At 58.5% G+C, this 24,207-nt stretch carries 21 protein-coding genes and 1 pseudogene; 15 read left to right on the plus strand and 7 right to left on the minus strand.

Going from position 1 to position 24,207, the window contains the following annotated elements:
* Positions 1-43: 43 nt before the first annotated feature.
* The 4 genes and pseudogenes from FNZ07_RS08840 (at position 44) to FNZ07_RS08855 (ending at position 5,752) form a co-directional block, all read left to right on the plus strand.
* Entirely contained in the window at positions 44-1,423 is a 1,380-nt protein-coding gene (locus FNZ07_RS08840; protein WP_091015633.1) for an MFS transporter, read from the plus strand.
* Positions 1,420-3,159, plus strand: a complete 1,740-nt coding sequence (locus tag FNZ07_RS08845; RefSeq protein ID WP_091015635.1) for a CocE/NonD family hydrolase — start codon at positions 1,420-1,422, stop codon at positions 3,157-3,159. Before FNZ07_RS08840 ends, FNZ07_RS08845 begins: the two co-directional genes overlap by 4 nt.
* A gap of 66 nt (positions 3,160-3,225) precedes the next feature.
* The gene (locus FNZ07_RS08850) at positions 3,226-4,014 is read left to right on the plus strand and encodes an enoyl-CoA hydratase/isomerase family protein (protein WP_091015638.1); all 789 of its coding nucleotides are present in this window, start codon (positions 3,226-3,228) and stop codon (positions 4,012-4,014) included.
* A 17-nt stretch (positions 4,015-4,031) separates the two neighbouring features.
* Positions 4,032-5,752: pseudogene (locus FNZ07_RS08855) on the plus strand (AMP-binding protein).
* An 84-nt stretch (positions 5,753-5,836) separates the two neighbouring features.
* Here the strand turns inward: FNZ07_RS08855 and FNZ07_RS08860 are convergent.
* Both FNZ07_RS08860 and FNZ07_RS08865 read right to left on the minus strand, forming a co-directional pair.
* On the minus strand, positions 5,837-6,463 hold the full coding sequence (locus tag FNZ07_RS08860) for a YceI family protein (protein ID WP_091015640.1): 627 nt from the start codon (positions 6,461-6,463) through the stop codon (positions 5,837-5,839).
* Between the two features lie 68 nt (positions 6,464-6,531).
* Positions 6,532-7,143 carry an FMN-dependent NADH-azoreductase gene (locus FNZ07_RS08865; protein WP_091015643.1) on the minus strand — a complete coding sequence of 204 codons (612 nt, stop codon included), beginning with the start codon at positions 7,141-7,143 and terminating at the stop codon, positions 6,532-6,534.
* 140 nt (positions 7,144-7,283) lie between these two features.
* Between FNZ07_RS08865 and FNZ07_RS08870 the strand changes: the two genes are divergently transcribed.
* From FNZ07_RS08870 to FNZ07_RS08880, 3 genes are all read left to right on the plus strand, one after another.
* On the plus strand, positions 7,284-8,201 hold the full coding sequence (locus FNZ07_RS08870; RefSeq protein WP_091015645.1) for a LysR family transcriptional regulator: 918 nt from the start codon (positions 7,284-7,286) through the stop codon (positions 8,199-8,201).
* A 236-nt stretch (positions 8,202-8,437) separates the two neighbouring features.
* On the plus strand, positions 8,438-10,087 hold the full coding sequence (locus tag FNZ07_RS08875) for an FAD-dependent monooxygenase (protein ID WP_091015647.1): 1,650 nt from the start codon (positions 8,438-8,440) through the stop codon (positions 10,085-10,087).
* A gap of 250 nt (positions 10,088-10,337) precedes the next feature.
* Positions 10,338-11,489: a porin gene (locus FNZ07_RS08880; protein ID WP_091015649.1), complete on the plus strand. Its 1,152-nt coding sequence runs from the start codon at positions 10,338-10,340 to the stop codon at positions 11,487-11,489.
* Positions 11,490-11,514: 25 nt separating this feature from the next.
* On the opposite strand, the gene FNZ07_RS08885 is transcribed toward FNZ07_RS08880, so the two are convergent.
* Complete coding sequence (locus tag FNZ07_RS08885; RefSeq protein ID WP_170275700.1) at positions 11,515-11,979, minus strand: GNAT family N-acetyltransferase; 465 nt, start codon at positions 11,977-11,979, stop codon at positions 11,515-11,517.
* A 288-nt stretch (positions 11,980-12,267) separates the two neighbouring features.
* Here FNZ07_RS08885 and FNZ07_RS08890 point away from each other — a divergent pair, with 288 nt between their 5' ends.
* Positions 12,268-13,041, plus strand: coding sequence for an SDR family NAD(P)-dependent oxidoreductase (locus FNZ07_RS08890; RefSeq protein ID WP_091015655.1), 774 nt, complete (start codon positions 12,268-12,270; stop codon positions 13,039-13,041).
* Positions 13,042-13,084: 43 nt separating this feature from the next.
* On the opposite strand, the gene FNZ07_RS08895 is transcribed toward FNZ07_RS08890, so the two are convergent.
* The 4 genes from FNZ07_RS08895 to FNZ07_RS08910 form a co-directional block, all read right to left on the minus strand.
* The gene (locus FNZ07_RS08895) at positions 13,085-13,942 is read right to left on the minus strand and encodes an NmrA family NAD(P)-binding protein (RefSeq protein ID WP_091015658.1); all 858 of its coding nucleotides are present in this window, start codon (positions 13,940-13,942) and stop codon (positions 13,085-13,087) included.
* 260 nt (positions 13,943-14,202) lie between these two features.
* Positions 14,203-14,523 (minus strand): DUF4148 domain-containing protein, encoded by a 321-nt coding sequence (locus FNZ07_RS08900; RefSeq protein ID WP_091015660.1) that lies wholly within the window; start codon positions 14,521-14,523, stop codon positions 14,203-14,205.
* 68 nt (positions 14,524-14,591) lie between these two features.
* Complete coding sequence (locus FNZ07_RS08905; protein ID WP_091015663.1) at positions 14,592-14,915, minus strand: DUF4148 domain-containing protein; 324 nt, start codon at positions 14,913-14,915, stop codon at positions 14,592-14,594.
* Between the two features lie 372 nt (positions 14,916-15,287).
* Complete coding sequence (locus FNZ07_RS08910; protein ID WP_091015666.1) at positions 15,288-16,241, minus strand: LysR family transcriptional regulator; 954 nt, start codon at positions 16,239-16,241, stop codon at positions 15,288-15,290.
* 99 nt (positions 16,242-16,340) lie between these two features.
* On the opposite strand from FNZ07_RS08910, the gene FNZ07_RS08915 reads away from it, so the two are divergent.
* From FNZ07_RS08915 to FNZ07_RS08945, 7 genes are all read left to right on the plus strand, one after another.
* Positions 16,341-17,213 (plus strand): NmrA family NAD(P)-binding protein, encoded by an 873-nt coding sequence (locus tag FNZ07_RS08915; RefSeq protein ID WP_091015932.1) that lies wholly within the window; start codon positions 16,341-16,343, stop codon positions 17,211-17,213.
* A 113-nt stretch (positions 17,214-17,326) separates the two neighbouring features.
* Positions 17,327-18,022 (plus strand): SDR family NAD(P)-dependent oxidoreductase, encoded by a 696-nt coding sequence (locus FNZ07_RS08920; protein ID WP_091015668.1) that lies wholly within the window; start codon positions 17,327-17,329, stop codon positions 18,020-18,022.
* A 375-nt stretch (positions 18,023-18,397) separates the two neighbouring features.
* Positions 18,398-19,081, plus strand: coding sequence for a (2Fe-2S)-binding protein (locus tag FNZ07_RS08925; protein ID WP_245811597.1), 684 nt, complete (start codon positions 18,398-18,400; stop codon positions 19,079-19,081).
* Positions 19,068-20,048, plus strand: coding sequence for an FAD binding domain-containing protein (locus FNZ07_RS08930; RefSeq protein WP_091015671.1), 981 nt, complete (start codon positions 19,068-19,070; stop codon positions 20,046-20,048). Before FNZ07_RS08925 ends, FNZ07_RS08930 begins: the two co-directional genes overlap by 14 nt.
* Positions 20,045-22,246: a xanthine dehydrogenase family protein molybdopterin-binding subunit gene (locus tag FNZ07_RS08935; RefSeq protein ID WP_245811599.1), complete on the plus strand. Its 2,202-nt coding sequence runs from the start codon at positions 20,045-20,047 to the stop codon at positions 22,244-22,246. Before FNZ07_RS08930 ends, FNZ07_RS08935 begins: the two co-directional genes overlap by 4 nt.
* 117 nt (positions 22,247-22,363) lie before the next feature.
* Positions 22,364-23,332 (plus strand): cyclase family protein, encoded by a 969-nt coding sequence (locus tag FNZ07_RS08940; protein WP_091015673.1) that lies wholly within the window; start codon positions 22,364-22,366, stop codon positions 23,330-23,332.
* A gap of 4 nt (positions 23,333-23,336) precedes the next feature.
* Complete coding sequence (locus FNZ07_RS08945) at positions 23,337-24,155, plus strand: SDR family NAD(P)-dependent oxidoreductase (RefSeq protein WP_322788656.1); 819 nt, start codon at positions 23,337-23,339, stop codon at positions 24,153-24,155.
* Positions 24,156-24,207 lie beyond the last annotated feature (52 nt).

Genomic DNA, 24,207 nt, shown 5'->3' on the forward strand with positions numbered 1-24,207 from the left:
CTATAGGTACGGATTTCATGCCCGAACGGAGCGAGGAGCGAAATTGATCCTGGATACCGCGCAGCGTGCGGAGCAAGAGCGCGCTTCGATCGTCGATATCGGCGAACTGATCGATAGTCAGCCGTTGAGCACCTTCCAGAAATGGATCATGGTGCTGATCGGTTGCTCGGTGGTGATGGATAGGTTCGATGTGCAGACGATGGGTTTTGTCGCCCCCGCAATCGTCCGCGCGTGGGGCATCGGCGCTGCCGAACTCGGTCCGGTATTCGGTGCGAGCCTGTTAGGGATGCTTGCGGGTTCCATCGTTCTCGGCGCAATGGCCGATCGCATAGGGCGCCGGCCGGTACTGGTCGGTGCGACGGTCTTCTATGGGTTGTGCATGCTCGGTACGACGCTGGTTCACAGCGTGCCGGAATTTCTGGCGATTCGTTTCCTGACCGGTTTCGGTATCGGTGGCGTGATGGGTAACGCGATCGCGCTGGTCAGCGAATACAGTCCGCGCAAATATCGCGCGTCGTTGATGACATGGGTGTCGTGCGGTTTCACAGGTGGGGCAATTGCCGGCGGACTGCTTTGCGCAACGCTGTTGCCGTCACTTGGATGGAGGCCGGTGTTCCTCGTCGGTGGTCTGCTGCCGTTGATCATTGCAGTCGTCATGGCGAGGTATCTGCCGGAGTCGCTTCAACTGATGGTGATCAAGCAGCGCACCCCGGAAACGATCGGCAGGTGGCTTGAGCGAATTGCTCCGGATGTTCGGATCGGACCCGGAACCCGCTTCGTCGTCCACACACAGTCGCAAACGAAGGCTTCCGTTGGCGAACTGTTTCGCGATGGTCGCGGCGCGATGACGCTACTGCTGTGGGGGATCAACTTCGCGAACCTGCTCGATCTCTTCTTCCTGTCGAACTGGCTGCCCATGTTGTCCTTGCGCGTTGGCCACGCGGTCTCGACGGCCGTGCTCATCGGCACCTTGCTGCAGATCGGCGGAACGGTCGGTGCGTTGCTGATGGGGCCGTTGATGGACCGCTTCGGTTTCTATCGGGTGCTCGCGCTCGGATTTCTGCTGGCGACGTTTTCGGTGTCGTCGGTCGGTCTCCCCGATCTGTCGACGGGATTGCGCTACGCCGTCGTGTTGATCAGTGGAATCTGCATTGTGGGTGGGCAGCCGGCGGTCAACGCACTGACGGCGACGCTGTACCCCACTTCGTTGCGCGCCACCGGGGTTGGCTGGAGTCTGGGAATCGGCCGGGCGGGTTCGATTATCGGCCCCGTCGTGGCAGGACAGCTCATCAGGCTGCAGTGGTCGAATACTGCATTGTTTATCGCCGCTGCGGTGCCCGCGCTCGCATCGTGCGTCATGGTTGTTTTCCTGAGCCGTGTTTCGGGAAGACAGAACGTACCAACGAATAGGGAAAAAACATGATTGAAGAACGCGACGTCATCGTAACGATGCGAGACGGTACCCGTCTTGCAGTCGACGTCTATCGACCCGAAGCGAGCGGGAAATATCCTGTGCTCTATGCTTCGGCTTTGCACAATAAGGATATTCAAGGCCCGGAGATTGCCGACGTCCTGCCGCCGCAACCGGCGCATGCGCCACTGTGGTTCGGACCGATCGAAGCGGGCGATACACGACGCTTTATCGCTAACGGCTATGTGCATGTCATTGCGCAGCCGCGAGGCTCGGCGAAGTCGGAAGGTCACTATGGTGGTGAGAACACCGATCACTACGACATGATCGAATGGATCACGCAGCAGCCATGGTCTGACGGCAAGGTCGGGATGGTCGGTATTTCAGGTTACGCAGGAGAGCAATGGCGCGCGGCTGCGCAAGGGCATCCGGCGCTTAAGGCGATCTTCCCTTACGACGCCTGTAGTGCCTACGGAGGTATGTTCGGCTTTCGGGACTTCAATCCTGGCGGCGTCATCCATACGTTCCCCTACCTGCTCGACGTTTTTAGCACGGTTCACGAATCGCGCGACGTACCTGGACCGCTGCCCGACGATCAGGAGGCGCACTGGCGAACGGCCATGCGCAATCCCGACTACAAGATGTACATCAACCTCTACAACATTCTGACGCAGAAGGGTCAGCGTACAGCGGTGATGTATCACATCATGACAAACCCATGGGAGCCGGACGGAACCGTTGAGCGTGCCGAAGAGGTCTTCAGGGCGATCAAGGTGCCGTTCTATACGGGGTCCGGCGCCTATGCGTATACGTACAAATTGCATTGGCTCGGTGCCCAGCACTATTTCGGCAACGTCAAGCAGCCGCGCAAGCTGGTCTTTACCGGTCCGGCTCATCTGGAGAGACCGTTCCATCAGTATCACGACGAAGTCATTCGCTGGTACGACTACTGGCTCAAGGGTGTCGACACCGGCATCATGGACGAGCCGCCGGTTCGCTACTGGGTGATGGGCGCGAACGAATGGCGCACGGGTACCGATTGGCCCTTGCCCGAAACACAATGGGTCAAGTATCACCTCGCCGGTTGGGAGCGGCTTTCCACCGATGCCCCCCGACCGTCGGCTGAGGTCGGCAATGCGCAGCGCGAGCCCGATGTTTTTACGCAGATGCCGCTCAAGAAAACCACCAGGGTCGAGCGCCTGCGCTATATGACCGAACCGCTCGCCCACGACGTGCTGGTAGCGGGCCCGATCTCACTCACGCTCTACGCTGAAATCGATCAGGCAGACACGAACTGGATCGTCGTGCTCAAGGACGTAGGGCCGGACGTCTCGGTGGTCACGGCGCGTGCCGGCGAACGAAGCGTTCCGGATACGTTGCCGGAACGCGAACTGACGCGTGGCTGGTTGAAAGCCTCATATCGGGCAACCGATCCCGATCGGTCGAAGCCTGGAGAGCCGTTCCACAAGTTGACGAAGAATTCGATCGAACCGGTTACGCCAGGCGAGATCGTCAAGTATGAGATTCAGGTGCTGGCGACGGCGAACCAGTTCAAGGCGGGTCATCGGATCTGCCTGGAGATTTGCAGTCTGGACGTGCCGACCGGAACCGGTGCGATGACCGATGTCGAGTACATCCCGTATCACGTATGCAGCAGCGACACGGTTACCCACAAGATCTACCGCGACGCGGATCGTCCGTCGCATTTGTTGCTTCCCATCATTGCGCTGAATGGGCAGTCGTCCTGAGTCGCGGATTTCTGCAGGGTGCCAACTGGCACCCGCTGAATTTGATCATCAATCTGAGGTTTATCAATGAAGAGCATACGTTTCGATCGTGATGGAAAGGTGGGCACGATCGTATTGGCGAATCCGCCCTACAACCGGCTTGATCTGCGCTTTTCGCAAGGTCTGCGCGATGCGATTCATGACGCTAGCGAAAGCGATATCCGGGTGCTCGTCGTTCGCGCGGAGGGGCCGGATTTCAGTCACGGCGGCGAGGTTCGCGAGTGGCCCGGTAAAGACCTGAACTGGTTTCGCACGTTCGTCGCGGATGTCAACGCGTCGTATCGTGCCATCGAGGCACTGCGTATTCCGACGGTGGCCGTGGTGCAGGGCCTCGCATTCGGTGGCGGCTTTGAACTTGCCTTGAGTTGCGATTTCATCGTGGCGGCAACGAATGCGGTTTTCAGATGCGTGGAGGTCACTACCGCGATGTTGCCGGTCGCCGGCGGACTGCAGCGGCTGGCCGAACGCGTGGGACGTAGCCGCGCGTCGCGCTTTGCCATGCTCGGCGAAGGAATTCCAGGCGCTCTCGCCGGGGAGATCGGCATTGCCACACATGTGGCCGAACCGGATGAGCTCGAACGTGTTGCGGGTGAGTTGATCACACAACTATCGGACGGTCCTACGCTTTCCTACGCGGTGACACGGACGCTGCTAAAAACGTGGTCGAGCGGCGGTGTGGCGGGCGCCGACATTGCAATGCCGGACCTTTGGCTGGATCTGTATCACACGGAAGACGCTACGCGTGGTTTTGCCAACACCGCCGAAGCGTTCGATCGCGATGCGGTGCCTGGCGATCTGGTGTTTTACGGCAAGTAGTCGGAGAGAAAGGCGTGATGCAAACCTTACCCGGTTCTCCTGCGTTTATCGCACCTGTCGATGGCGTTGCGTACGTGCGTGGCGAGACAGACGTTCCGTTAAGCGAGGCGACCATCGGTCAGTTGCTGAGAGATACGGCGCTACGCTTTCCTGATCGACAAGCCGTCGTGTTCCGCGAGCAGGGCGTGCGCTGGACGTGGAAGGAGTTCGACGAACGCGTCGATCGACTGGCTGCGGGTCTTTTGTCCCTGGACATAACGAAGGGCGACCGCGTCGGAATCTGGTCGCCGAACCGATTCGAATGGTTGCTCACGCAGTTCGCCACGGCACGCATCGGTGCGGTACTGGTCAACATCAATCCGGCCTATCGGGTTTCCGAGCTCGAGTACGCCTTGCGCAAGGTGGGGTGCAAGGCGCTCGTAACGGCTGAGCAATTCAAGAAGTCACACTACATTTCGATGCTGCTCGACATTGCTCCGGAGCTTAAGGCGCAGCGAGCCGGTCACTTGCAGTGTGCGCGTTTGCCAGAACTGCGGACTGTCATATCCGTCGGCGAACCGAACATCCCGGGGGTAACGCCGTTTGCCGCCGTCATGCTGGGCGGCGCGGCGAATTTACATGAAAGACAGAAAGCCGCGAACGATCTATCCGCGCAAGACCCAATCAACATTCAATTCACGAGCGGTACCACGGGTAGCCCGAAAGGTGCCACGCTGACGCATCGAAACGTCGTCAACAACGGACGTTTTGTGGCAATGGCCATGAAGCTGACCGAGACCGACTCGCTTTGCATTCCGGTTCCGCTTTACCACTGCTTCGGGATGGTGCTCGGCGTTATGGCATGCGTATCGGTTGGCGCGCAGATGGTCTTTCCTGGCGAGGGATTCGATGCCGGCGCGACGCTCGCGTCGGTCGAGCAGGAGCGCTGCACGGCACTACACGGCGTCCGACAATGTTCATTGCCGAGCTGGAACATGAGGGGTTCGCCACGTTTGATCTGAGCAGTCTCCGCACGGGCATCATGGCGGGCTCGCCATGCCCGATCGAGACCATGAAGCAGGTGATGGCCAGAATGCACATGCGGGAGGTCACCATCGCGTATGGCATGACGGAGACGAGCCCCGTGTCGTTTCAGAGTGCAACCACGGATCCGCTCGATAAACGCACTACCACTGTCGGGCGGATTCAACCGCACCTTGAGGTGAAGATCGTCGATTACCTCGGCAATACGGTGCCCGTCGGCGTAACAGGGGAACTCTGTACGAAGGGATATTCCGTCATGCTGGGCTACTGGGACGACGAGGTGAAGACACGTGAGAGCATCCTCGATGGATGGATGCATACGGGCGACCTTGCAACGATCGATGCCGAGGGCTATTGCAACATCGTCGGCCGGCTGAAGGACATGGTGATTCGCGGCGGCGAGAACATCTATCCTCGCGAGATAGAGGAATATCTCTTCACGCATCCCAAGATCCAGAATGTTCAGGTGTTCGGTGTGCCCGACGACAAAACCGGCGAGGAACTATGCGCGTGGATCGTGCTTCGACAAGGCGAACATGCCAGCGAGGAAGACATCCGCGATTTTTGCCGCGGACAGATCGCGCATTACAAGGTGCCGCGGTATGTTCGCTTTGTCGATGAAATGCCGCTGACCGTTACGGGAAAGGTGCAGAAGTTTGCGATGCGGGAGGAGATGGTTCGTCTTTTAAATCTTGACGCGAAGAAGACCACGTAGTGGGGCATCCTGCCCGTCAGTGGATGGGCAGGATAGAACCCGATGATGATTTGATAGGGCCGGCGCCCTATCCATAGGAGTCGCTTATTGCTGAAGCTCGAAAGCCCCAGCAATCTTTAGCTGAACCTCGTCGCCGACCAGCGGCAAATACTGCTTGATCTCGAAGTCACTGCGTTTGATGACACCAGTCGCTTCGAAGCCCACCGTGAAAACCTTATTCAGCGGATTGATACCCGAGCCGACAAGGTGAGCTTTAAGCGTCACCGACCTGGTGACGCCATGCAGAGTCAGATCGCCGACGATAGTGACCGCACCCTTGCCAGTCGACGTGACCTTGGTCGAGGTAAAAGTCGCAGCGGGGAATTTAGCGGCGTCGAACCATTGCTCTCCTTTCAGTTGTTCATTGAGCGGAGGCACGGTGGTTAGGATCGACTGCACGGGAATGGAAACGTCCAGCTTCGAGAGCGACACCTTGGACGGATCATACTGAAGCGTGCCGGAGGCTCCAGAGAAGAAGCCGGAAAAATCCGAGAAGCCGAAATGCGAAATCGAGAAACCGACTTGCGTGTGGAAAGGCTCGACCTTGTAGTTCCCGGCTTTGACCGCCTCTGGATCTTTCGAGGAAACTTGCTGCGCCATCGCCTGCGGTACCGCGGCAGAGAAGGCTAGCGTTGCGGCCACAATGCCTGCGGCAAGGTAACGTGATTTCATGAAGAGAAATTCCTTGGTAAGGGTAAAGAGCTTGCGTTCAGGTGCTGCGATCTTTTCGAATATCGTGCTCAGGCAGCCAGTGCTGCGATGTCGGCGAGCGCCGTAGCAATCGACGCATCCTTTGCATCAGGGCCCAGGTTGAGACCCTCAGCACGGACGATAGTGATGTCGGTCAGCCCGATGAAGGACAACACGCCTGTCAGGTAAGTCTCGTGATGATCGAAAATCGCTGCGGGGCTGCCGCCGCTATAGACGCCACCGCGCGACGACGCGACGAAGACTTTCTTGCTCTTCGGCAGCAGGCCTTCCGGACCTTTCTCGCCGTACTTGAAGGACTTGCCGGCGACGACGACACGATCGATCCACGCCTTGAGCTGCGAGGACACCGAGAAGTTGTACATCGGCGCACCGATGACGATGATATCGGCCGCAAACAGTTCGTCGAGGTATGCACCACCGGTAGCGAGATCGGTGCCTAACGCAGCATCGGACACGGCCGCGCCCTGGAAGACCGCGAGATGTGCGCCGGACAGATGCAGGAGGGCATCGTTCGCGAGATCACGGTAGATGACGTCGATACCCGGATGTAGTTCGACCTGTCGCGCCGCGATTTCTGAAGTGAGAACACGGCTGACCGAGTGTTGACCGAGAATGCTGGAATCGATATGCAGAAGTTTCATGGAAATAGTCTCGCGGGAAGAATTGGATAACGCGTTTGAGGTATCGAAGCACCCGTGATTTGTCTCATGTTTGATGCCGTGTCGAATAGCCGCTATATTCCGATCTTATCTATCGCTGTGACCGATGGATGGAGTGTGTAATGCTAGATGGTGTCTCTCTCGATCAGTTGCGAACCTTCATTACCTCGGTCGACGAGGGCAGTTTCTCCGCCGCGGCGCGTAAGCTGCGGCGAGCGCAATCTGCGGTAAGCGAGCTCGTCAGCAATCTCGAGGAACAGATTGGTGTGCCGCTGTTTGACCGCTCAGGTCGTTATCCGAAGCTGACGCCGGCCGGTGTTGTTCTGCTTGCCGATGCGCGCGGCATCGTCTCCGGTGTCGACTTCATGAAGGCGCGTGCCAAAGCCATGTCGTCGGGGCTTGAGCCGGAGCTGTCGGCAGTGATCGATGTGTTTTTGCCGATCGAGGCTATAACCGCGGCGGCGAAGCAGTTCAAGGAAGAGTTTCCGGGCACGCCGCTGCGACTCTATGTCGAAGCGCTCGGCGGTGTGCTTCAACCCATTCTTGATGGGCGTGCGAGCTTTGGCATTATCGGACCGCTGCCCGTTGTGCCACCGTCCATGTCGACGGAACGCCTGCTCGACGTTGGTTTCCTGATGGTCGCGGCTCCCGATCATCCACTTGCAGCGCTGGATGGAATCATTCCGAAAGCTGAGCTTGCCAAGCATGTCCAGCTTGTACTGACCGATAGAACGAATCAATCCGACGGGCGCGAAGTCGGTGTAATGTCGCCGTCCACCTGGCGGCTTGCCGACCTCTTCGCCAAACACGCTTTCCTTCTCAACGGCCTGGGCTGGGGTGGCATGCCGCTGCATGCCGTTGCCGCGGATATTGCCAGCGGCAAGCTCGTCGTCCTGCAGATTGAGGATGTCCCTCCCGGCGGTCTCATGCTGCCGATGTTCGCCATCTACCCGACCGCGGCGCCACCCGGGCCGGCCGGGCGGTGGCTTATCGACCGGCTGAAGCTGTGCCCGGGCAAGCTGGGAAACACTTCCCGCTAGCACGGGCGCGGCCTCGCGACGAGGCCCGTGCCGGCTAACTCCACGTTTTGTTCAGACTACGGGCAAGGGCGATCCGGCGGAATTCCCGCGTCCGGTCGAGGGTTTACATGAGTATTTCTAGTTGATAAATCAACTACAATCGTCTTTATGTATTTGACAAATCAAATAAAAAATACACGATGCATGGACCGATTGCCATGCCCGGCAGACAGGAGATAGAAAACGGAGGTCGCCTTTTGCAAGCTCAAGTGGTCATTGTTGGAGCGGGGCCGGTGGGACTGACGCTTGCGATCGATCTCGGCAGACGCGGCATTGCCTGCGTGCTCGTCGAACAGAAAGCGCAGCCTGAATTTCTGCCGAAAATGGAGCGTTGTAACGCGCGGACGATGGAGATCTTCCGGCGGCTCGGTATAGCCGATCGTATTCGCGCGGCCGGGATGCCCGAGGATATTCCGATGGACGTCCAGATCATCCGCTCCATGGTGGAGCCGCCTGTCCTGCACTTGCCCTATCCATCGGTAGCACAGGCGCGTGCGCTCGCGTACGAGTCCGAGGACGGCAGCCTGCCACTCGAACCGTATCAGCTCATCTCGCAGTACACACTCGAACCGCTTCTTCTCGAAGTGGCGGAGCAATTGCCGACGGTCACAGTGATGCGCAGCACGACGTTTCTGGAATTCACTGAGCGGGATGGTGGCGTTCTGGTCACGGTCAATGATGCAAACGATGTGAGAAGAACACTGGAGGCTAGCTACCTGGTGGGCTGCGACGGAGGCGCTAGCCGCGTGCGCAAGCAACTGGGTATTCGCCTCGAGGGCGAAGGCGATATCGCGCGGTTGAGGCAGGGTCTGTTTTACTGCGAGCAACTCTACGAGAGACTGCCGATAGGCAACGGTCCACGCCGCGGGCGCCACTATCTGGTCGCGGGTGGGCCACCTACCTTCATGATCATGCAGGACTCGACGCGGCATTGGACTGTCCATTCCGCCGTCGCGAGCGATGCTGAGATGCGGCGCGTGTTCGAGCGGATCGTCGGCGTTCCGCTGCGCTACGAGATGCTTTATTGCGCGGAGTGGCGACAGAACTTGCTGCTGGCCGAACGCTATGGCAAGGGAAGAGTGTTGCTCGCTGGCGATGCGGTACATCTCGTGATTCCTACGGGCGGGTTGGGCATGAACACCGGCGTCGGCGACGCCACCGATCTTGCGTGGAAACTGGCTGCGACGCTGCAAGGGTGGGGTGGTCCTGAGTTGCTGGCCTCGTACGAAACCGAACGGCGCCAGATTGGCGAACGGGTGGTCGGCGCATCGCGCTACGCCTCGCTTGGATATCGTGCATGGCTGGCCGAGGTGCGCCCGGAGATCGGGGACGATACGCCCGCCGGAGTAGATGCCCGCGCGCATCTTGCCGAGGTAGCGAATGTGGAGCAGCGCAAGTCGAACGAGATGATCGGCGCGGAGCTGGGCTATCGCTATGTGGATTCGCCGATCATCGAGAACGTACCGGGTGGGCCGCAGCACGATCTGCGTGCCTATCGTCCCACGACGTGGCCGGGCGCGCGGCTTCCGCACATGTGGCTCGCCGACAGAAGCGCTCTTCACGACAGGTTACGCCCGGATCGTTTTGCGTTGATCGATGTCAAGGGCGGGCACGACGCGAGTTCGCTTTGCGCTGCGTTCGAAGCGCTTGGCGCGCCGCTCGATGTGCTCGTGGTACCGAATCCCATACTACGTGCCGTCTATGAACGCGATCTCATTCTTGTGCGGCCCGACCTGCACGTCGCGTGGCGCGGCGACCGACTCCCACAGGGCGTCGCCGACCTTGCCAGGCGAGTGACAGGGCATAACAACATGAACCGCGCAGCGTGTTCGACCAGTAGCAACTGACCGGGTCGATTTGCTAATTACTCAGCCTGCGCGTTGCAAATTCGACGTGCGACTGCATGGCGTGCCGTTGCCTCGGCGGATGTCTGACCTTGAAGTTCATTACTCGCGCTATCCGCTGTCGAGTGCTTAAGGACGCGCTGCGCTAAAGCGTCTTCATCGATAGCGATGACTTTGCTTGCACAACAACTCAGAGCGGAACTCATCGAATCCGTCACAACGTATGAGAATTCAACGACATGGAGACAGGTGTATGAATGCACAGATGAATCGTGCCCGCGGCGTTTATACGCGGCAGCAGATATTGCGGTGGGCGCTCCTGGTGTTGGTCGCATGTGTGTCGAGCGCATCGAATGCGCAGAGTTCCGTGACTCTGTATGGAATCATCGATACGGGCTTTGAATATGTGACCAACATCGGTCCGAAGAAGTCGAGCGGAGTACATGTGCCCACATTGACGGCTTCCTTACCGTCGCTGTGGGGCCTGCGCGGCAAAGAGGATCTGGGTGGCGGCCTCAGTGCTGTTTTTGTACTGGAGTCGGGGTTTGCGCCGTCACAGGGCACGCTGAATCAAGGTGGTCGTCTATTTGGCAGGCAGGCTTATGTCGGACTTTCTGGATCATGGGGGACCGTGACTCTGGGTCGGCAATATTCGCAGATCTTCCGGGCATTGTTGCCAGAAGATACGTTGGCACCGAATATCTATGCCGCCGCCGATCTGGATCCTTACCTGACTCAACCGCGAGTCGATAACGCGATTACCTATACCTTCAAGTCGTCGGGTTTGACCGTCGGTGTGACCTATTCGCTGGGACGCGATGCGGTGGATAGTGCGGCAGCCGGAGGGTGCGCCGGTCAATCGCCAGGTAACTGGCGAGCCTGCAAAGCGATGTCTGCGATGGTGAAATACGACGCAGCACAATGGGGTGTGGGAGCAGCATTCGATCGCAACTACGGTGGGGATGGCACCGGCTCGCCCTTGCCGCTTGGCTCGCAAACCGATACGCGCGCCGTCATCGACGGCTATGTGAAATTTTCCAGCGCAACTATCGGCGCGGGACTTGTCCATCGAATCGATCACGGAGCGCAGACACCGAATCTTTTCGACGTGGTGAGCAACTACTGGTGGATTGGCGGAAGCTGGTTGCCTGTTCCGGAAGTTGCGCTCGACGCCCAGTTCGGTCATATCAGCGTAGACAGCAACGCTTCGGGAGGCTCTGTGATCGCCGCTCGCGCGATGTATTTCCTCTCCAAACGTACCGCCGTGTACGTCACGGCGGGGCATGTGTTCAATGAGCGCAACGCGGCGTTCTCGATTGACGGCGGCGTGGTCCCGCCCGCTTCGACGCCATTGCCCGGCGTCGATCAAACCGGTGTGATGGTGGGCATGCGCCACCAGTTCTGAACGGGTACGTTAGCTGCTCATCGAATCAGACTGCCTGGTCTTGAGCACGGATATATTCGTAATCCAGATAGTCGGCTCGTTCCCGGACCCGCTGAAAACCTGCAGCCTCGTACAGGGCACGGGCAGGATTATTGATGTGTACGTTCACGATGAGGTGCGTGTGACCATGCGCCGACGCATCCTCTACGAACTTGTCGAAGAGACGCCTGCCCAGGCCGTGTCGACGCTGTTCGGTCGCAACGTAGATCGACGCGAGAACTGCTTTCTGGTCGTCCGTCTGCCAAAAACAATATCCGACCACTTTCCCTTCATGCTCGACGACGAACATTCGATCGAGATTCGATGTCCACTGTCGCAGGTGTGAAGGGATGGCATTTTTCCATCCAGCTTCCTGCTCGGGTTCGATGTTGCGGATGTAATCGAGTTCTCCGCTGTAGATAAAAGGAAGATCTGTCGGGTGTGATTTTCTGATGATGTGCGTGGGTTGCACTGATAGATCCTTGTAAGCGGGGCACCGTTGCGCACGATGCGCGTCGCAATGGTATACCGGTCTGACTGCTAGCGAACTGAAAAAGAGGTGGCTTGCGGCGGCTTGACACTGGAAGCGCAAGTCGACGCGCGTTCATGGTGTTCTCGATAGATGCGCCAGCAACATAGATCAAATGACATTGATGCCATGGAGAAAGCATGGACCACCATGCAGAATGGCGTCTATCGTAGTTCGTCGGATACGGGCACACCGTAATTGCAAACGCACTGCAAACAGAAGGATTACACAATGCGAATATTCATCACGGGCTCGGCTGATGGGCTGGGCCGAATGGCAGCGCGCCTCCTGGTCGCCGACGGTCACCGTGTCGTTCTGCACGCTCGCAGCGAGGCGCGTGCAGAAGAAGCGTTGAGCATGGTATCGGGCGCGGAAACAGCGGTCTTCGGCGACTTGTCCAGCATCGAGCAGACAGCTAGCGTGGCCGACCAGGTCAATCGGCTCGGGCATTTCGACACGGTCATTCACAATGCGGCGGTCGGTTATCGCGAACCGAAACGGATTGAGACGGTCGACGGATTACCTCATGTCTTTGCTATCAATACGCTTGCACCGTATGTGCTGACTGCGTTGATCGAGAGGCCGCAGAGGCTGGTCTATTTGAGTTCTGGTCTACACCAGCAGGGCGATACAAGTCTCATGGATCTTGAATGGAAAGCGTGCCCGTGGGTTGGTGTCGCGGCCTATTCGGATTCGAAACTTCATGACGCATTGATCGCGTTTGCGGTGGCACGTCGTTGGCACAACGTATTCTCGAACGCGCTGGAGCCGGGGTGGGTTGCGACGAAAATGGGTGGCGCAGGGGCGCCTGACGATCTCGAGGCAGCGCCCAAGACGCAAGTCTGGCTTGCGACCAGTGACGACCCGGCCGCGTGCGTGAGCGGCGAATACTTCTATCACATGAGACGGAAGACGCCCAAAGCTCAAGCTCGCGATCACGGTGTGCAGGAGCGGCTGCTCGATGCATGCGAGCGTCTCACGGGTATTCGAATAGCAAATACATAGCGGTAAAACGAGGCGTTCCCGCAAGCAGGAACGCCTCGCTGGCTTACGAGATCAGTTCTCGCAGGACAGTGTCGAGAGCGATCGTGCCGAACCGACGCTCGATAGCATTCCCGCCTTCGAAGTCGATCCACCCTTCGTTGAAGCCATCGATCATGCGGATGCGCGGCATCGGATAACTCATGCCTTGCGATTTGAAGAGTGCTTCCCACGTGTCGCGCGGAACAGCTCGTACACGCACGGCAGAACCGAGCGCTGCAGAGAAACCTGCCGCAATGTCGTTTGCCGAATAGCGACCTGGGCCTTCGAGTTCGACGATCCGATGTCCGCTCCAGGACTCGGTGAGCAACCCGGCTGCGGTATGTCCAATGTCTTTTGCGGCCACCATGGGAATCGGGTGATCGAGCGGCTGAAGGAACGAGGAAAGGACACCCGAACGTGCGTCTTCGACGTCCCACGCAGCGTTCTCCATGAACCACGCTGCCCGTAGCATGCAGACCGGGATATCGACCGAACGCAGCATTTCTTCCGTCATGCTGGAATTATTCAGCAGGTTCGGTTCGGAGACGTGTGCACCGACCGTGGAAAGGAACACGATCTTGCCGGGTCGGGCGATCTCGATTGCGCGCTTGACGGACACGCAATTTCGTTGAGTCTGCGGGAAACCGGGTTCCGGATTGTAGTTGGGCGGCGTCATGAAAAATACACCGTCGGTACCTTTGAACGCGCTAGCTAGCGCGTCGGAATCTTCGATTTCCGCTATCGCGACTTCGCAGCCGAGATCTGCCCACGGCTTACCCTTCTCGGCATCTCGAACGATTGCCCTAACCGGCAACCCTTTCGCTAGCAGCGAACGCGCAACGATACCGCCGACTTTGCCTGTAATACCTGTAATCGCAAACATTGAAATATTCCTTTGAATTGAAGATCAAGCGGCCGTCGCCGTTCCGTGCCTTGCTCGCGGACCGATGCGTGTCCTGGTTTTGCATTCGTGGCGGCCGTGTAGTCAACGATTGAAGCTGCTTTCAGGGTAAGCCGGAAGGGCACGTGACTTAAAGAGCCCGTTAGTCAGAAATATAATGACGAAAAATCATTAGTTCGATTCCCAGCACATCATCAAGATGGTGCGCTCATCCTGTATGGGAAGACCGCTGTGCGTGCCCTTCAATGACGTGCATAAACAGAACCGAACATCTCCACCGCATTGGCGCGATTGCCCGACGCTGACGAGCCGGCCGGCGAGCCACTGACGCTGTTTGTCGAGACCGAAGCATTTGCATTGCTCGCAGCGATCTTCGCTTCGGCTGCCTGGATGTCGTCGGGATAGTGCGGATCGTTCGCGCGCGGACGGTAGCCGGCGTTCTCGAGTTGCACCAGCTCGGCACGCACCTGGGCGCGAGTAACGGTCTCCGGCCCCTGGGCGTGGCTAGCGATTGGCAGCGCTATAACGACGGCTGCGATCAGGTTGATCGTGACGGTTTTCATTTCGTGAGTCCTGTGTCGGTCAGTGAGACCTTCCAGCACGGATCGTGCTGGAAGGGTTGTCTGTCGTCTCAGTGGTGGGCGAACAGTGAGCGCGAGTTGTCAGTGAAAGCAACCCGGGCACTGGAATCGGATGTCCCGGAAGCGACGCCACCCACACCAGAGTCGGTGTTGACCGAGGTACCGTTGGTAGCAGCGAGTTTCGCCTCGGCTGCCTGAATGTCGGTGGGGTAGTAGCGGTCGTTCTGGCCTGGGCGATAGCCAGCTTTCTCGATCTGAACGAGATCGGCGCGTACCTGTGCGCGGGTGAGGCCTGAGCCGGTTTCCTGGGCATGGCTGGCGATCGGGAACGCAAGGACGGTAGCGGCTACGAGGGTCAGTTGACGGATGTTCATGGCAAATCTCCTTCGGTTGGTTGGTAAGCGAACGTTTCGCTTGAAATGAATTCTGGGCAAAAGGAGATCAAACTGAAATAGCATCAAAGTAATAAAATCGATGCGTAAATGTCATTTAATGGACAAGCGAGAAAATCTGCAGGATGTGCCGATCGCTGCTACCGGGACGTATCGCGGGAAACTTCCGCAGTAGAGATTTCGTCGAGGTCGCGGTGCATGTGCCTTTCCCGGAGGATGTCGATTGCCCGCGGCTCTTTGTCTGCCACGATGGTTCTGGCGATCGACTGGGGAGGTGTTTATGGCGCGGCTAGGGAAGGCGCCGCGCGCAGGTGGCTATATTTATGCAGAGTTCGGGCGGAGGTACGCTAGCGGCTACGCGCGGCCAGGCTTGGTGCGTTTCTCAATCGGCCTGCTAGGGGGCGCGCTGAGTGAACTAATAAAATCGAGGAACACGCGTACCTTGGCCGGAACATGATGCCGGGACGGGTAGAGTGCGTAAAGGGGAAACCGGTCGTCGGGCCAGTCGGAAAACAGTTCGACAAGTCTGCCATCCGCAAGCATTTGTTCCACACCAAGTTCCATGACCTGAGCAATCGCGTGGCCGGCCAGGCAGACGCTATGCATTGTGACCACGTCGTTGACTGTGAGTCGTCCCGCGACCTCGACGGTAATTTTCTTGCGCCCGCGATGGAATTCCCAGTCGAAAGGCCGCCCTGTTTCGGGATCCCGGAACCTTATACATTGATGGGCGTCGCTTTCAAGTTCGGAGGGCTGTTCGGGGCGACCCTTGCGCTTGAGGTAGGCGGGTGCTGCAACAGTCAGGTTGCGCGTATCCAGGAGCTTTCGTGCGACAAGACTGGAAGGTCGAGGCTCGCCAAATCTGACCGCAACGTCAAACCCGTCGGCGATCATGTCCCCGAGCTGGTCCTTCGTGATCAGTTCAACCCGGAGTTCCGGATATTGATCGATAAATGATCCCAGCCTCGGAGCGAGCAGTAGTCGGGAGAAAAACGGATCGACGTTCACCCTTAGCCGGCCACGCACGGCGGTCACGCCCTGAGTCGCCGACGTCGCCGCTTCCTCGAGTGCGGCAAGCAGTGGCATGACCTGTTCGTAGAGACGGCGGCCTTCATCGGTTAGCGTGACCGAGCGCGTTGTGCGGTCAAGAAGGCGAACGCCGAGTCGTCCCTCAAGCCGCGCTATGCAACGGCTGACTCCCGATTGCGACATGTCAAGTATGTCTCCCGCTGCCGCAAAACTGCCGGTATCGACAATCGCGGACAGCACGCCCATACCGTTCAAGATGCGTTCATCGAAGCCGGCCATCGATGCTCTCCTGTCATGTATCAAATGACACTGATGTTATCGCTAAACGACGTGCCTACGCACAAAATCCATCAAATACTGCGAATCATGGAGGGCGCAATGTTTGCGATTACCGGAATCGTCGATCCGGTGGGAGGAGTGGTTGCACGCGTTCTGCTTGCGGCTGGGTTGGACGTGCGCGCGATCGTTGACGAAGCAGCTAAAGGAGTGGAATGGGTCGACCAGTGTTGCGAAGTGGCTGTAGCGGAGATGAACGATGCAGACGCTTTGTTACGTGCTTTTCGCGGTGTCGAAGGGGTCTTCGTTCTGTTGTCAGCGAATTTTGATCCGGTGCCTGGATCTCCAGAGTCGACCGTCTCGATCGCCGCATTGAGGCACGCGCTAACTTCAGCAATGCCGAAGCGGGTAGTTTGTCTCTCCACGATTGGTGCCCACGCAACGCAGCCAGGTACCCTGCTACAACACAGCTCGATAGAGCGCGAATTCGGTTCGCTGCCTATGCCAGTCGCTTTTTTGCGCGCTGCATGGTTCATGGAGAGCGCAGCTTCGGACATTGCATCCGCACTCGTATCCGGCGCAATTCCAAGCTTCCTTTTTCCGCTCGGGAAGCCGGTTCCTATGGTGGCGATCGCCGACGTGGGTCGAATGGCAGCGCGTCTTCTTCGCCAGGATTGGATCGGTAAGAAGATCGTAGAGATCGAGGGTCCACATCGAACCTCCCCTAACGATGTCGCAGAAGTATTTTCCCGACTGCTGGGCCGTGATATTCGGATGCAACCTGTGGCTCGCGACACATGGGAGGAAGTGTTCGCCTCGCAGGGAATGAAGAACTCGTTGCTACATATCCAGATGCTGGATGGTCTCAACGCAGGATGGATCGACTTTGAATTCCCGAAAAATACCGTCAAGGGTAGTGTTCCGCTAGAAGTCGTTGTGCGCGGGCTGATTCATCACACTTTCGAAACGGTGTGAGGCTCAGACATCCGGTGGCGCTGCTTTTCCTCCGTTCACATGCGGTGCGTTTTTCCGGTATCCAGTGCGCAGTGTGAGCGCAGCTAGTCAAATTGCTTCAAGGGAGTTATGCCATGTCCGAAAAATCAACTGCTTTAATCATCGGCGCGTCCCGCGGGCTTGGTCTGGGTCTTGCACGTGAGTATCTGCGTCGCGGGTGGAGTGTGGTTGCCACGGTGCGCAGCGAGAGCGGTCAAACAGCCTTGCACGAATTGCAGAAGTCCTACCACGCACTAGAAATTGAAACCGTCGACATCACGAAGCCTGACGAAGTGGACGCGCTATTCGCACGTTGCCGGGACAGAAGTTTCGAACTTCTTTTCGTTAACGCAGGCGTGACCAATGATCCGCAAGAGACGGTCGACCAGGTTTCGACAGAGGAATTCGTGCGAGTCATGGTGACGAATTCCTTGAGTCCCATGCGCGTTGTTGAGCGCCTGGTCGAGTGCGTTTGCCCGAAGGGAATGATTGCCGTGATGTCATCCGAGCTGGGCAGTATCGCTGGCAACACTAGTGGAGGCTGGGAGGTCTATCGCGGCAGCAAGGCCGCACTCAATACGCTGATGAAGAGCCTGGTTGCACGTCGTATAGCGGATACGCGCACTTTCTATGTAGTCGCGCCGGGATGGGTCCGTACGGACATGGGTGGCCCGGAAGCGCTCCTTGACATCGAAACGAGTATTCCCGGCGTCGTAGATGCATTGGAGCACTACCGGGGAACGTCCGGGCTGGTGTTCACGAACTATCGCAAGGAAATCCTGCCCTGGTAGGGACTGTCGCTGGTTCTTTCCGGATTGAACGGCTGGTTCGTGGAAGTCCTGGGGTCTGCCTCGCTTGCAATCCCATATTTATCGTTCAATAATTTAAATGGAAATCGCAGCACCGCCGAATCCATTCCCGGTGTGAAGGGGTGAGGTGAAGGCGATCTCCCTACGAAGCAAGCGGGCTATTCGTGACTGTAACCATGACTAATTGTCATTTGTTAGATGACATCCGCGATATCGAGTCGTGAGCCTTGCGTGGGCATAATCAATCCGTATGCCCGCCTCGGATGTGTCCTGACTGACGAGCTCTTGAGTTGTCTTCGCTCTCGTGAACGAAGCGATTTTTTGCGCATAGCGTGATTCAACTATTTGGGGAAACACATGGGAAACGACCCGGAATCGAAACCGGACTCAACCGATGCCGATGAACCTCAACAGGCGACCGGCGTGGTCATGACTCGTCGCGGTCTGTTCCGCTCGACTCTGGCGGCTGCCACGTCAGTTGCGCTGAACGGCGTACAGGCAACACCCGTTGCTGCGTTGACGGAGAACCGGTCGCACACGCCACGCACCAACAATCTGGTGCGGATATCGGTGACGATCAACGGCGTTGGACATCGTCTCGAGGTGCGCTCGGACGTCACGTTGCTTGACTTGCTGCGAGAGCAACTGCATCTCACCGGCGCGAAGAAAGGCTGCAACCGCGGCGAGTGTGGTGCCTGCACCGTTATGCTGGATGGGCGACGGGTCAACTCCTGTTTTGTGTTTGCTGCGACCCTGGAGGGACGCCGTGTGACGACGGTCGAAGGACTCGCTGCAGGCGATTCGCTGCATCCGGTGCAGCGTGCGTTCATAAGCTGCGACGCGTTCCAGTGCGGGTTCTGCACGTCGGGGCAGATCATGTCTGCGGTCGGCTGCATTGAAGAAGGGCACACAGGGTCCAACGTGGAGATCCGCGAGTGGATGAGCGGAAATCTCTGCCGATGTTCGGCCTATCCGCAGATCGCCGCGGCGGTCGAGACGGCCTCGCTCGAAATGCTCGGAGGCGCACATGGAGCCGTTTGAATACGAGCGGGTGTCGTCGACAGGCGAAGCACTCGCACGTGGCAGTTCCAGTGGCTCGGCATTCCTCGCGGGCGGCACAGAGCTATTGAACTGGATGCGTATCGGGATCGAAAAACCGACGAAGATCGTCGATATTGGCCGGATCGATGGCTTGTCGGAAATCCACCAGGCGCCGTCTGGTGCGGTGACCATTGGTGCCTTGAGCAAGCTGAACGATATCGCGCAGCATCCACAGATCATGCGTGACTACCCCGTCCTCTCGCAGGCAATACTGAAGGCTGCATCGGCGCAAATCCGCAATCTCGCGACGATAGGCGGAAATCCGCTACAACGTGTGCGCTGCCCATACTTTCGCGCGGATGAGCCAACTCCCTGCAATAAACGCGTTGCGGGTTCGGGCTGTGCCGCGCTGCACGGCCTGAATGAAAAGCACGCCATTTTCGGCTGGACTGAGGACTGCGTGGCGGTGCAGCCATCCGACCCAGCGGTCTCGCTTGCGGCGCTCGACGCCGTGTTTATCACCGAACGTCCCGGCGGCGGCCGGCGAATTCCAGCCCGTGACTTTCATGTGCTGCCGGGCGAAAACCCGGCGGCGCATAACAGGCTCGGAGGAGGGGAGTTGATTACGGCGGTCGAAATACCGAAGGCCTGGCCAAAGTCCGCCTATCTGAAGATTCGCGAGCGTGAAAGCTACGAGTACGCGACTGTGTCGGCAGCGGTGGCGTTAGAGCTCGACGGGGATGTCATCGCGAACGCACGGATCGCGTTGGGATCGGTGGCGATGCGACCGTGGAGGCTGGACGAAACAGAGCGCAGGCTGGTCGGCCAGCGTCTAGGTTCTGCTGGTGTCAATGCAGCCGTCGATGCAGGTTTTGTCGACGCGCGTCCACTTTCGCGTAACGGCTACAAGATCGTTATTGCGCGCAACGCGGTACTGCGCACTATCGATACGGCAGCGAGGGCATGATGAACAATCTGGGTGAAGCCATCCCCCGACATGACGGGCCTATCAAGGTAACCGGTGCCGCACTCTATGCGGGAGACCGGAACCTGCCGACTCAACTCTATGCGGTGTTCGTCAGCGCGACCATTCCGGCCGGCCGTGTTGTTTCGATAGATGCGACCGCGGCTCTCGCGCGAGTCGGAGTAGTCAGGGTGCTGAAGGCCTCCGATATGCCGCGTGTGCATCGGAAGCTCGACGAAATCAGTGTGCCGCCGCTTGCAACGCGATTCATTCCCATGCAATCGGACGAGATTGCCTATGAAGGACAGCCGGTTGCGATGGTGCTGGCCGAGAGTCTGCAGGCGGCCGAGGCGGGCGCTGCTGTCGTCCGCGTACGCTATGAGAGACGCCCGTTCATCGTACCGGACAACGCGCCCGCCGCGGACGTTGCTCCAGAGAAGGGGCATTATTCGAAAGCGAACGCACTTGAGTTCCACAAGGGCGACGCTGCCGGGGCGATTGCGGCTGCGGCTTTCCGTGTGGGCGGGGAATATACGCAACCCTCTCGTCATGGCAACCCGATGGAGCCGTGCGCCATCCTCGCAGTTTGGGAAGGGCAGAAGCTGACCGTGTACGACGCCGTACAGCATCTTCCGGCAGTGCAGAACACACTGGCGGCCGCATTCGGAATCGATAACGCACACGTCAGGGTGATTGCACCACACACGGGTGGGGGATTCGGCACCAAGGCTTTCGTATGGCCTCATGAAATCCTGGTCAGCATGGCCGCCCGTGTCGTGGGTCGACCTGTCAAGATGGCGCTGACACGCCAGCAGCAATACGGCATGGTCGGCTATCAGCCCCAGATGACCCAGGACGTGCAGCTTGGTTCGGATTCACAGGGCAAGCTTCTCGGTATCAGCCACCAGGTCGTGAACGTGACCGGTATGACCGACGACTATGTGGAATTCGGCACAGTCCCCGCGAGATCTTTCTACGCGTGCGAGAACATTTCTGCTACCCATCGAATTCGCCGTGGTCACGTTGTACTGCCAACTTTCATGCGTTCCCCCTGGGATGGTCCAGGATCCTGGGCACTTGGCTCGGCCATGGATGAACTGGCCAGGTCGCTCAACATCGATCCTCTCGATCTACGATTGACCAACTACACGGAAAGTGACCCGGAGAGCGGCAAACCGTGGTCGTCGAAAAAACTTCGAGAGGCATACGACGAAGGTGCGCGACGCTTCCGGTGGCGCGAGCGTCCGAAAGGTGGAACGCTCGATGGTCACTGGAGGATCGGTTGCGGGGTGGCGGACTGCGGCCAGGGACAGGCACGGTTTCACTCGACCGCGAAGGTGAGGCTACGGGCTGACGGTACGGCTCAACTTGAATCGAGCTTCTGCGACATCGGGACGGGGCCTGCCACCGCGTTCCCCCAGATCGCTGCCGAGGTACTCGGCCTGGATCCGTCCCAGGTGACCGCGCTATCGGGCGACACGAACCTGCCGTATGCCGGGCCTACCTACGGCTCAGCCACCACGATAAGCACGGGTGCCGCGGTGCAAAGGGCGGCACAGGATGTTCGATCCAAACTGGCGAGGCTAGCCGGCTGGCCTGCGGATCAGGTTTCGCTAAAGGGCGGACGTATCGCTTACGCCGGGACCTCCCGTACCATCCAGGACGTTCTGGGTGAGGCTGGTGTGGCCGAACTCGCGTCGGACGGTGCGTTTGATTTACCCGGTAACGCGCCGGTAGATATGGGCTCTCCAGGATTCCCCACACGCTCTTTCGGTGTCGTCTTCGTGGAGGTCGGTGTCGATCCCGAGCTGGGGTTGCTACGACTTCGCAGGGCAACAGGTGTGTATAGCGTGGGTCGAATCATCAACTCCATGACGTCACGCTCTCAAATGATAGGGGGCATTGTCTGGGGATGGGGCATGGCCGCCATGGAGGGCAGTCATTACGAGCCGACACTTGGGCGATGGCTCGCAAAAGATCTTGCAGGGGTACCTATTCCGGTAAACGCCGACATTCCGCCTGACATAGACGTAGCGTTTGTCGACGAATTTGACGCGAACTCCGGTCCGCTCGGTGCCAAGGGGATCGGTGAACTGGGCGCGACAGGCGTCGCAGCGGCGATAGCGAATGCCGTATTCGATGCTATCGGAGTGCGTGTGCGCGATCTACCGATCACACCGGACAAGCTCGTCAAAACCTGAAACGGCGTACCAGGAATCAACCTGAATTTAGCGAAGAGATTGGCTCGCGACACGTGAGGCTCTTGACATTCGCTTCGACGAATTATAAGTTATCAATCAATAAACAAGGAGACGAAAATGGTACATCGTTACGACGCAAACAAATTCACCCTGGACCACGTGCGTGGTACCGCAGAACGTTGCAAGAACTGGGGCAAGTGGGGTCCCGATGACGAAATCGGGACACTCAACTACGTATCGGAGGAGGACATCCAGAACGCAGCGCAGCTCGTTCGCAAAGGCAAGGTGTTCTCCCTCGGCCTGAACTTCGACCGCGACGGTCCGCAGAAGGGGCATTGGGGTAATCGCTTCAATCCGATCCACACGATGCTCGCCACCGGGACCGATGCGGTTGCGGGAAATCAGGACGCTGGTGGTCTCAGGTACGCGGACGACGCCGTATCGTTTCCGTTGCAGTGTGGCACCCAGTGGGACGCCCTGAGTCATATCTTCTTCGACGACAAGATGTGGAACGGCTACGACGCTCGACTGGTGGACAGCGACGGCGCCCAGAAGAACGGCATTGAGAAGACGAAGGCGAAGATGGTGGGGCGCGGCGTATTGCTGGACGTTGCGCGCTACCTGGGTGTCGATTCGCTGCGAGACGGCGATGCGATTTCGATCGCCGATCTTGAGGCGACACAACGCGCTCAGGGCGTGAGTGTCCGCCGTGGCGATTTTGTGATCGTTCGAACGGGCCACATGGAACGTTGTCTCCATGAGGGAGACTGGGGCGGATATGCCGGTGGGTCGGCCCCTGGTCTCGCGTTCGAGACGGCAAACTGGGTACACGACAAACAGATTGCCGCCATTTGCACCGACACGTGGGGATGTGAAGTACGCCCGAACGAAACCGACGATTGCACACAACCATGGCACTGGGTCGTGATCCCGATGATCGGAATCAGCATGGGAGAGATCTTCTACGTGAAGGAACTCGCCGAAGACTGCGCGAAGGATGGCGTGTACGAGTTCATGTTCACCGCCCCGCCGTTACCAATTACTAAGGCGGTGGGCTCGCCTCTCAATCCGCTTGCCATCAAGTAGCGGCTTGACCGGTACGTCGGAACAACGTGATGCCGCCGATCATCCCAGGGGAATCGTGATGGGGTCGCAGAAATTGTCTTCGGGTCTTGATGGTGCGGCGGCGCTCGTGACGGGAGCCGGAAGAGGGCTTGGTGCGGAGATCGCTAGCGCGCTTGCACAACGCGGCGCCACGGTCTACGCGCTAAGTCGCAGCGCAAGCGAACTCGACGACGTCGTAACCCGGATACACAACGAAGGCGGTCAAGCCTCGGCCATCGTGTGCGATGTGACGGATGTCGATGCGTTTTCTGCGGCGATCGATCGAATGGACCGTCTGGATATCCTGGTGAACAACGCAGGAACGAATTTCCCGATCGAATTTGTCGACGTTACGTTGGAGCAGCTCGATGCCATGCTGCTGCTCAACGTTCGATCGATGTTCACGGTAGCGCAAGCATGTGCGCGAAAAATGATCGAAAGCGGTATAGCCAGAGGCTCGATTATCAACATGTCGTCTCAGATGGGGCATGTAGGTGCTATCCGTCGATCGGTGTACTGCATGACAAAGCATGCGATCGAAGGATTGACCAAGGCTATGGCACTGGAGCTCGCTGCGAATCGTATCTGCGTGAATACGGTCGCGCCAACCTTCGTCGAGACCCCTATGACGAAATCGTTCTTCGCGGACGAAAAATTTCATGGCTGGGTCATGGACCGATTGCCGATGGGGCGGCTGTTGCCGGCGGAGGATGTTGCGGCCGCCGTTTGCTACCTGGCGTCGCCAGCCGCTGCCATGGTGACAGGAACGAGTCTGCGGATAGACGGAGGATGGACCGCTCAGTAATGCATCTCGAGCACCGCTTGAGATGCATCGGAATCGCTAGCAGTGCCGCTAT

This window comes from Paraburkholderia megapolitana (genome assembly GCF_007556815.1).
In the GTDB taxonomy this organism is placed as follows: Bacteria; Pseudomonadota; Gammaproteobacteria; order Burkholderiales; family Burkholderiaceae; genus Paraburkholderia; species Paraburkholderia megapolitana.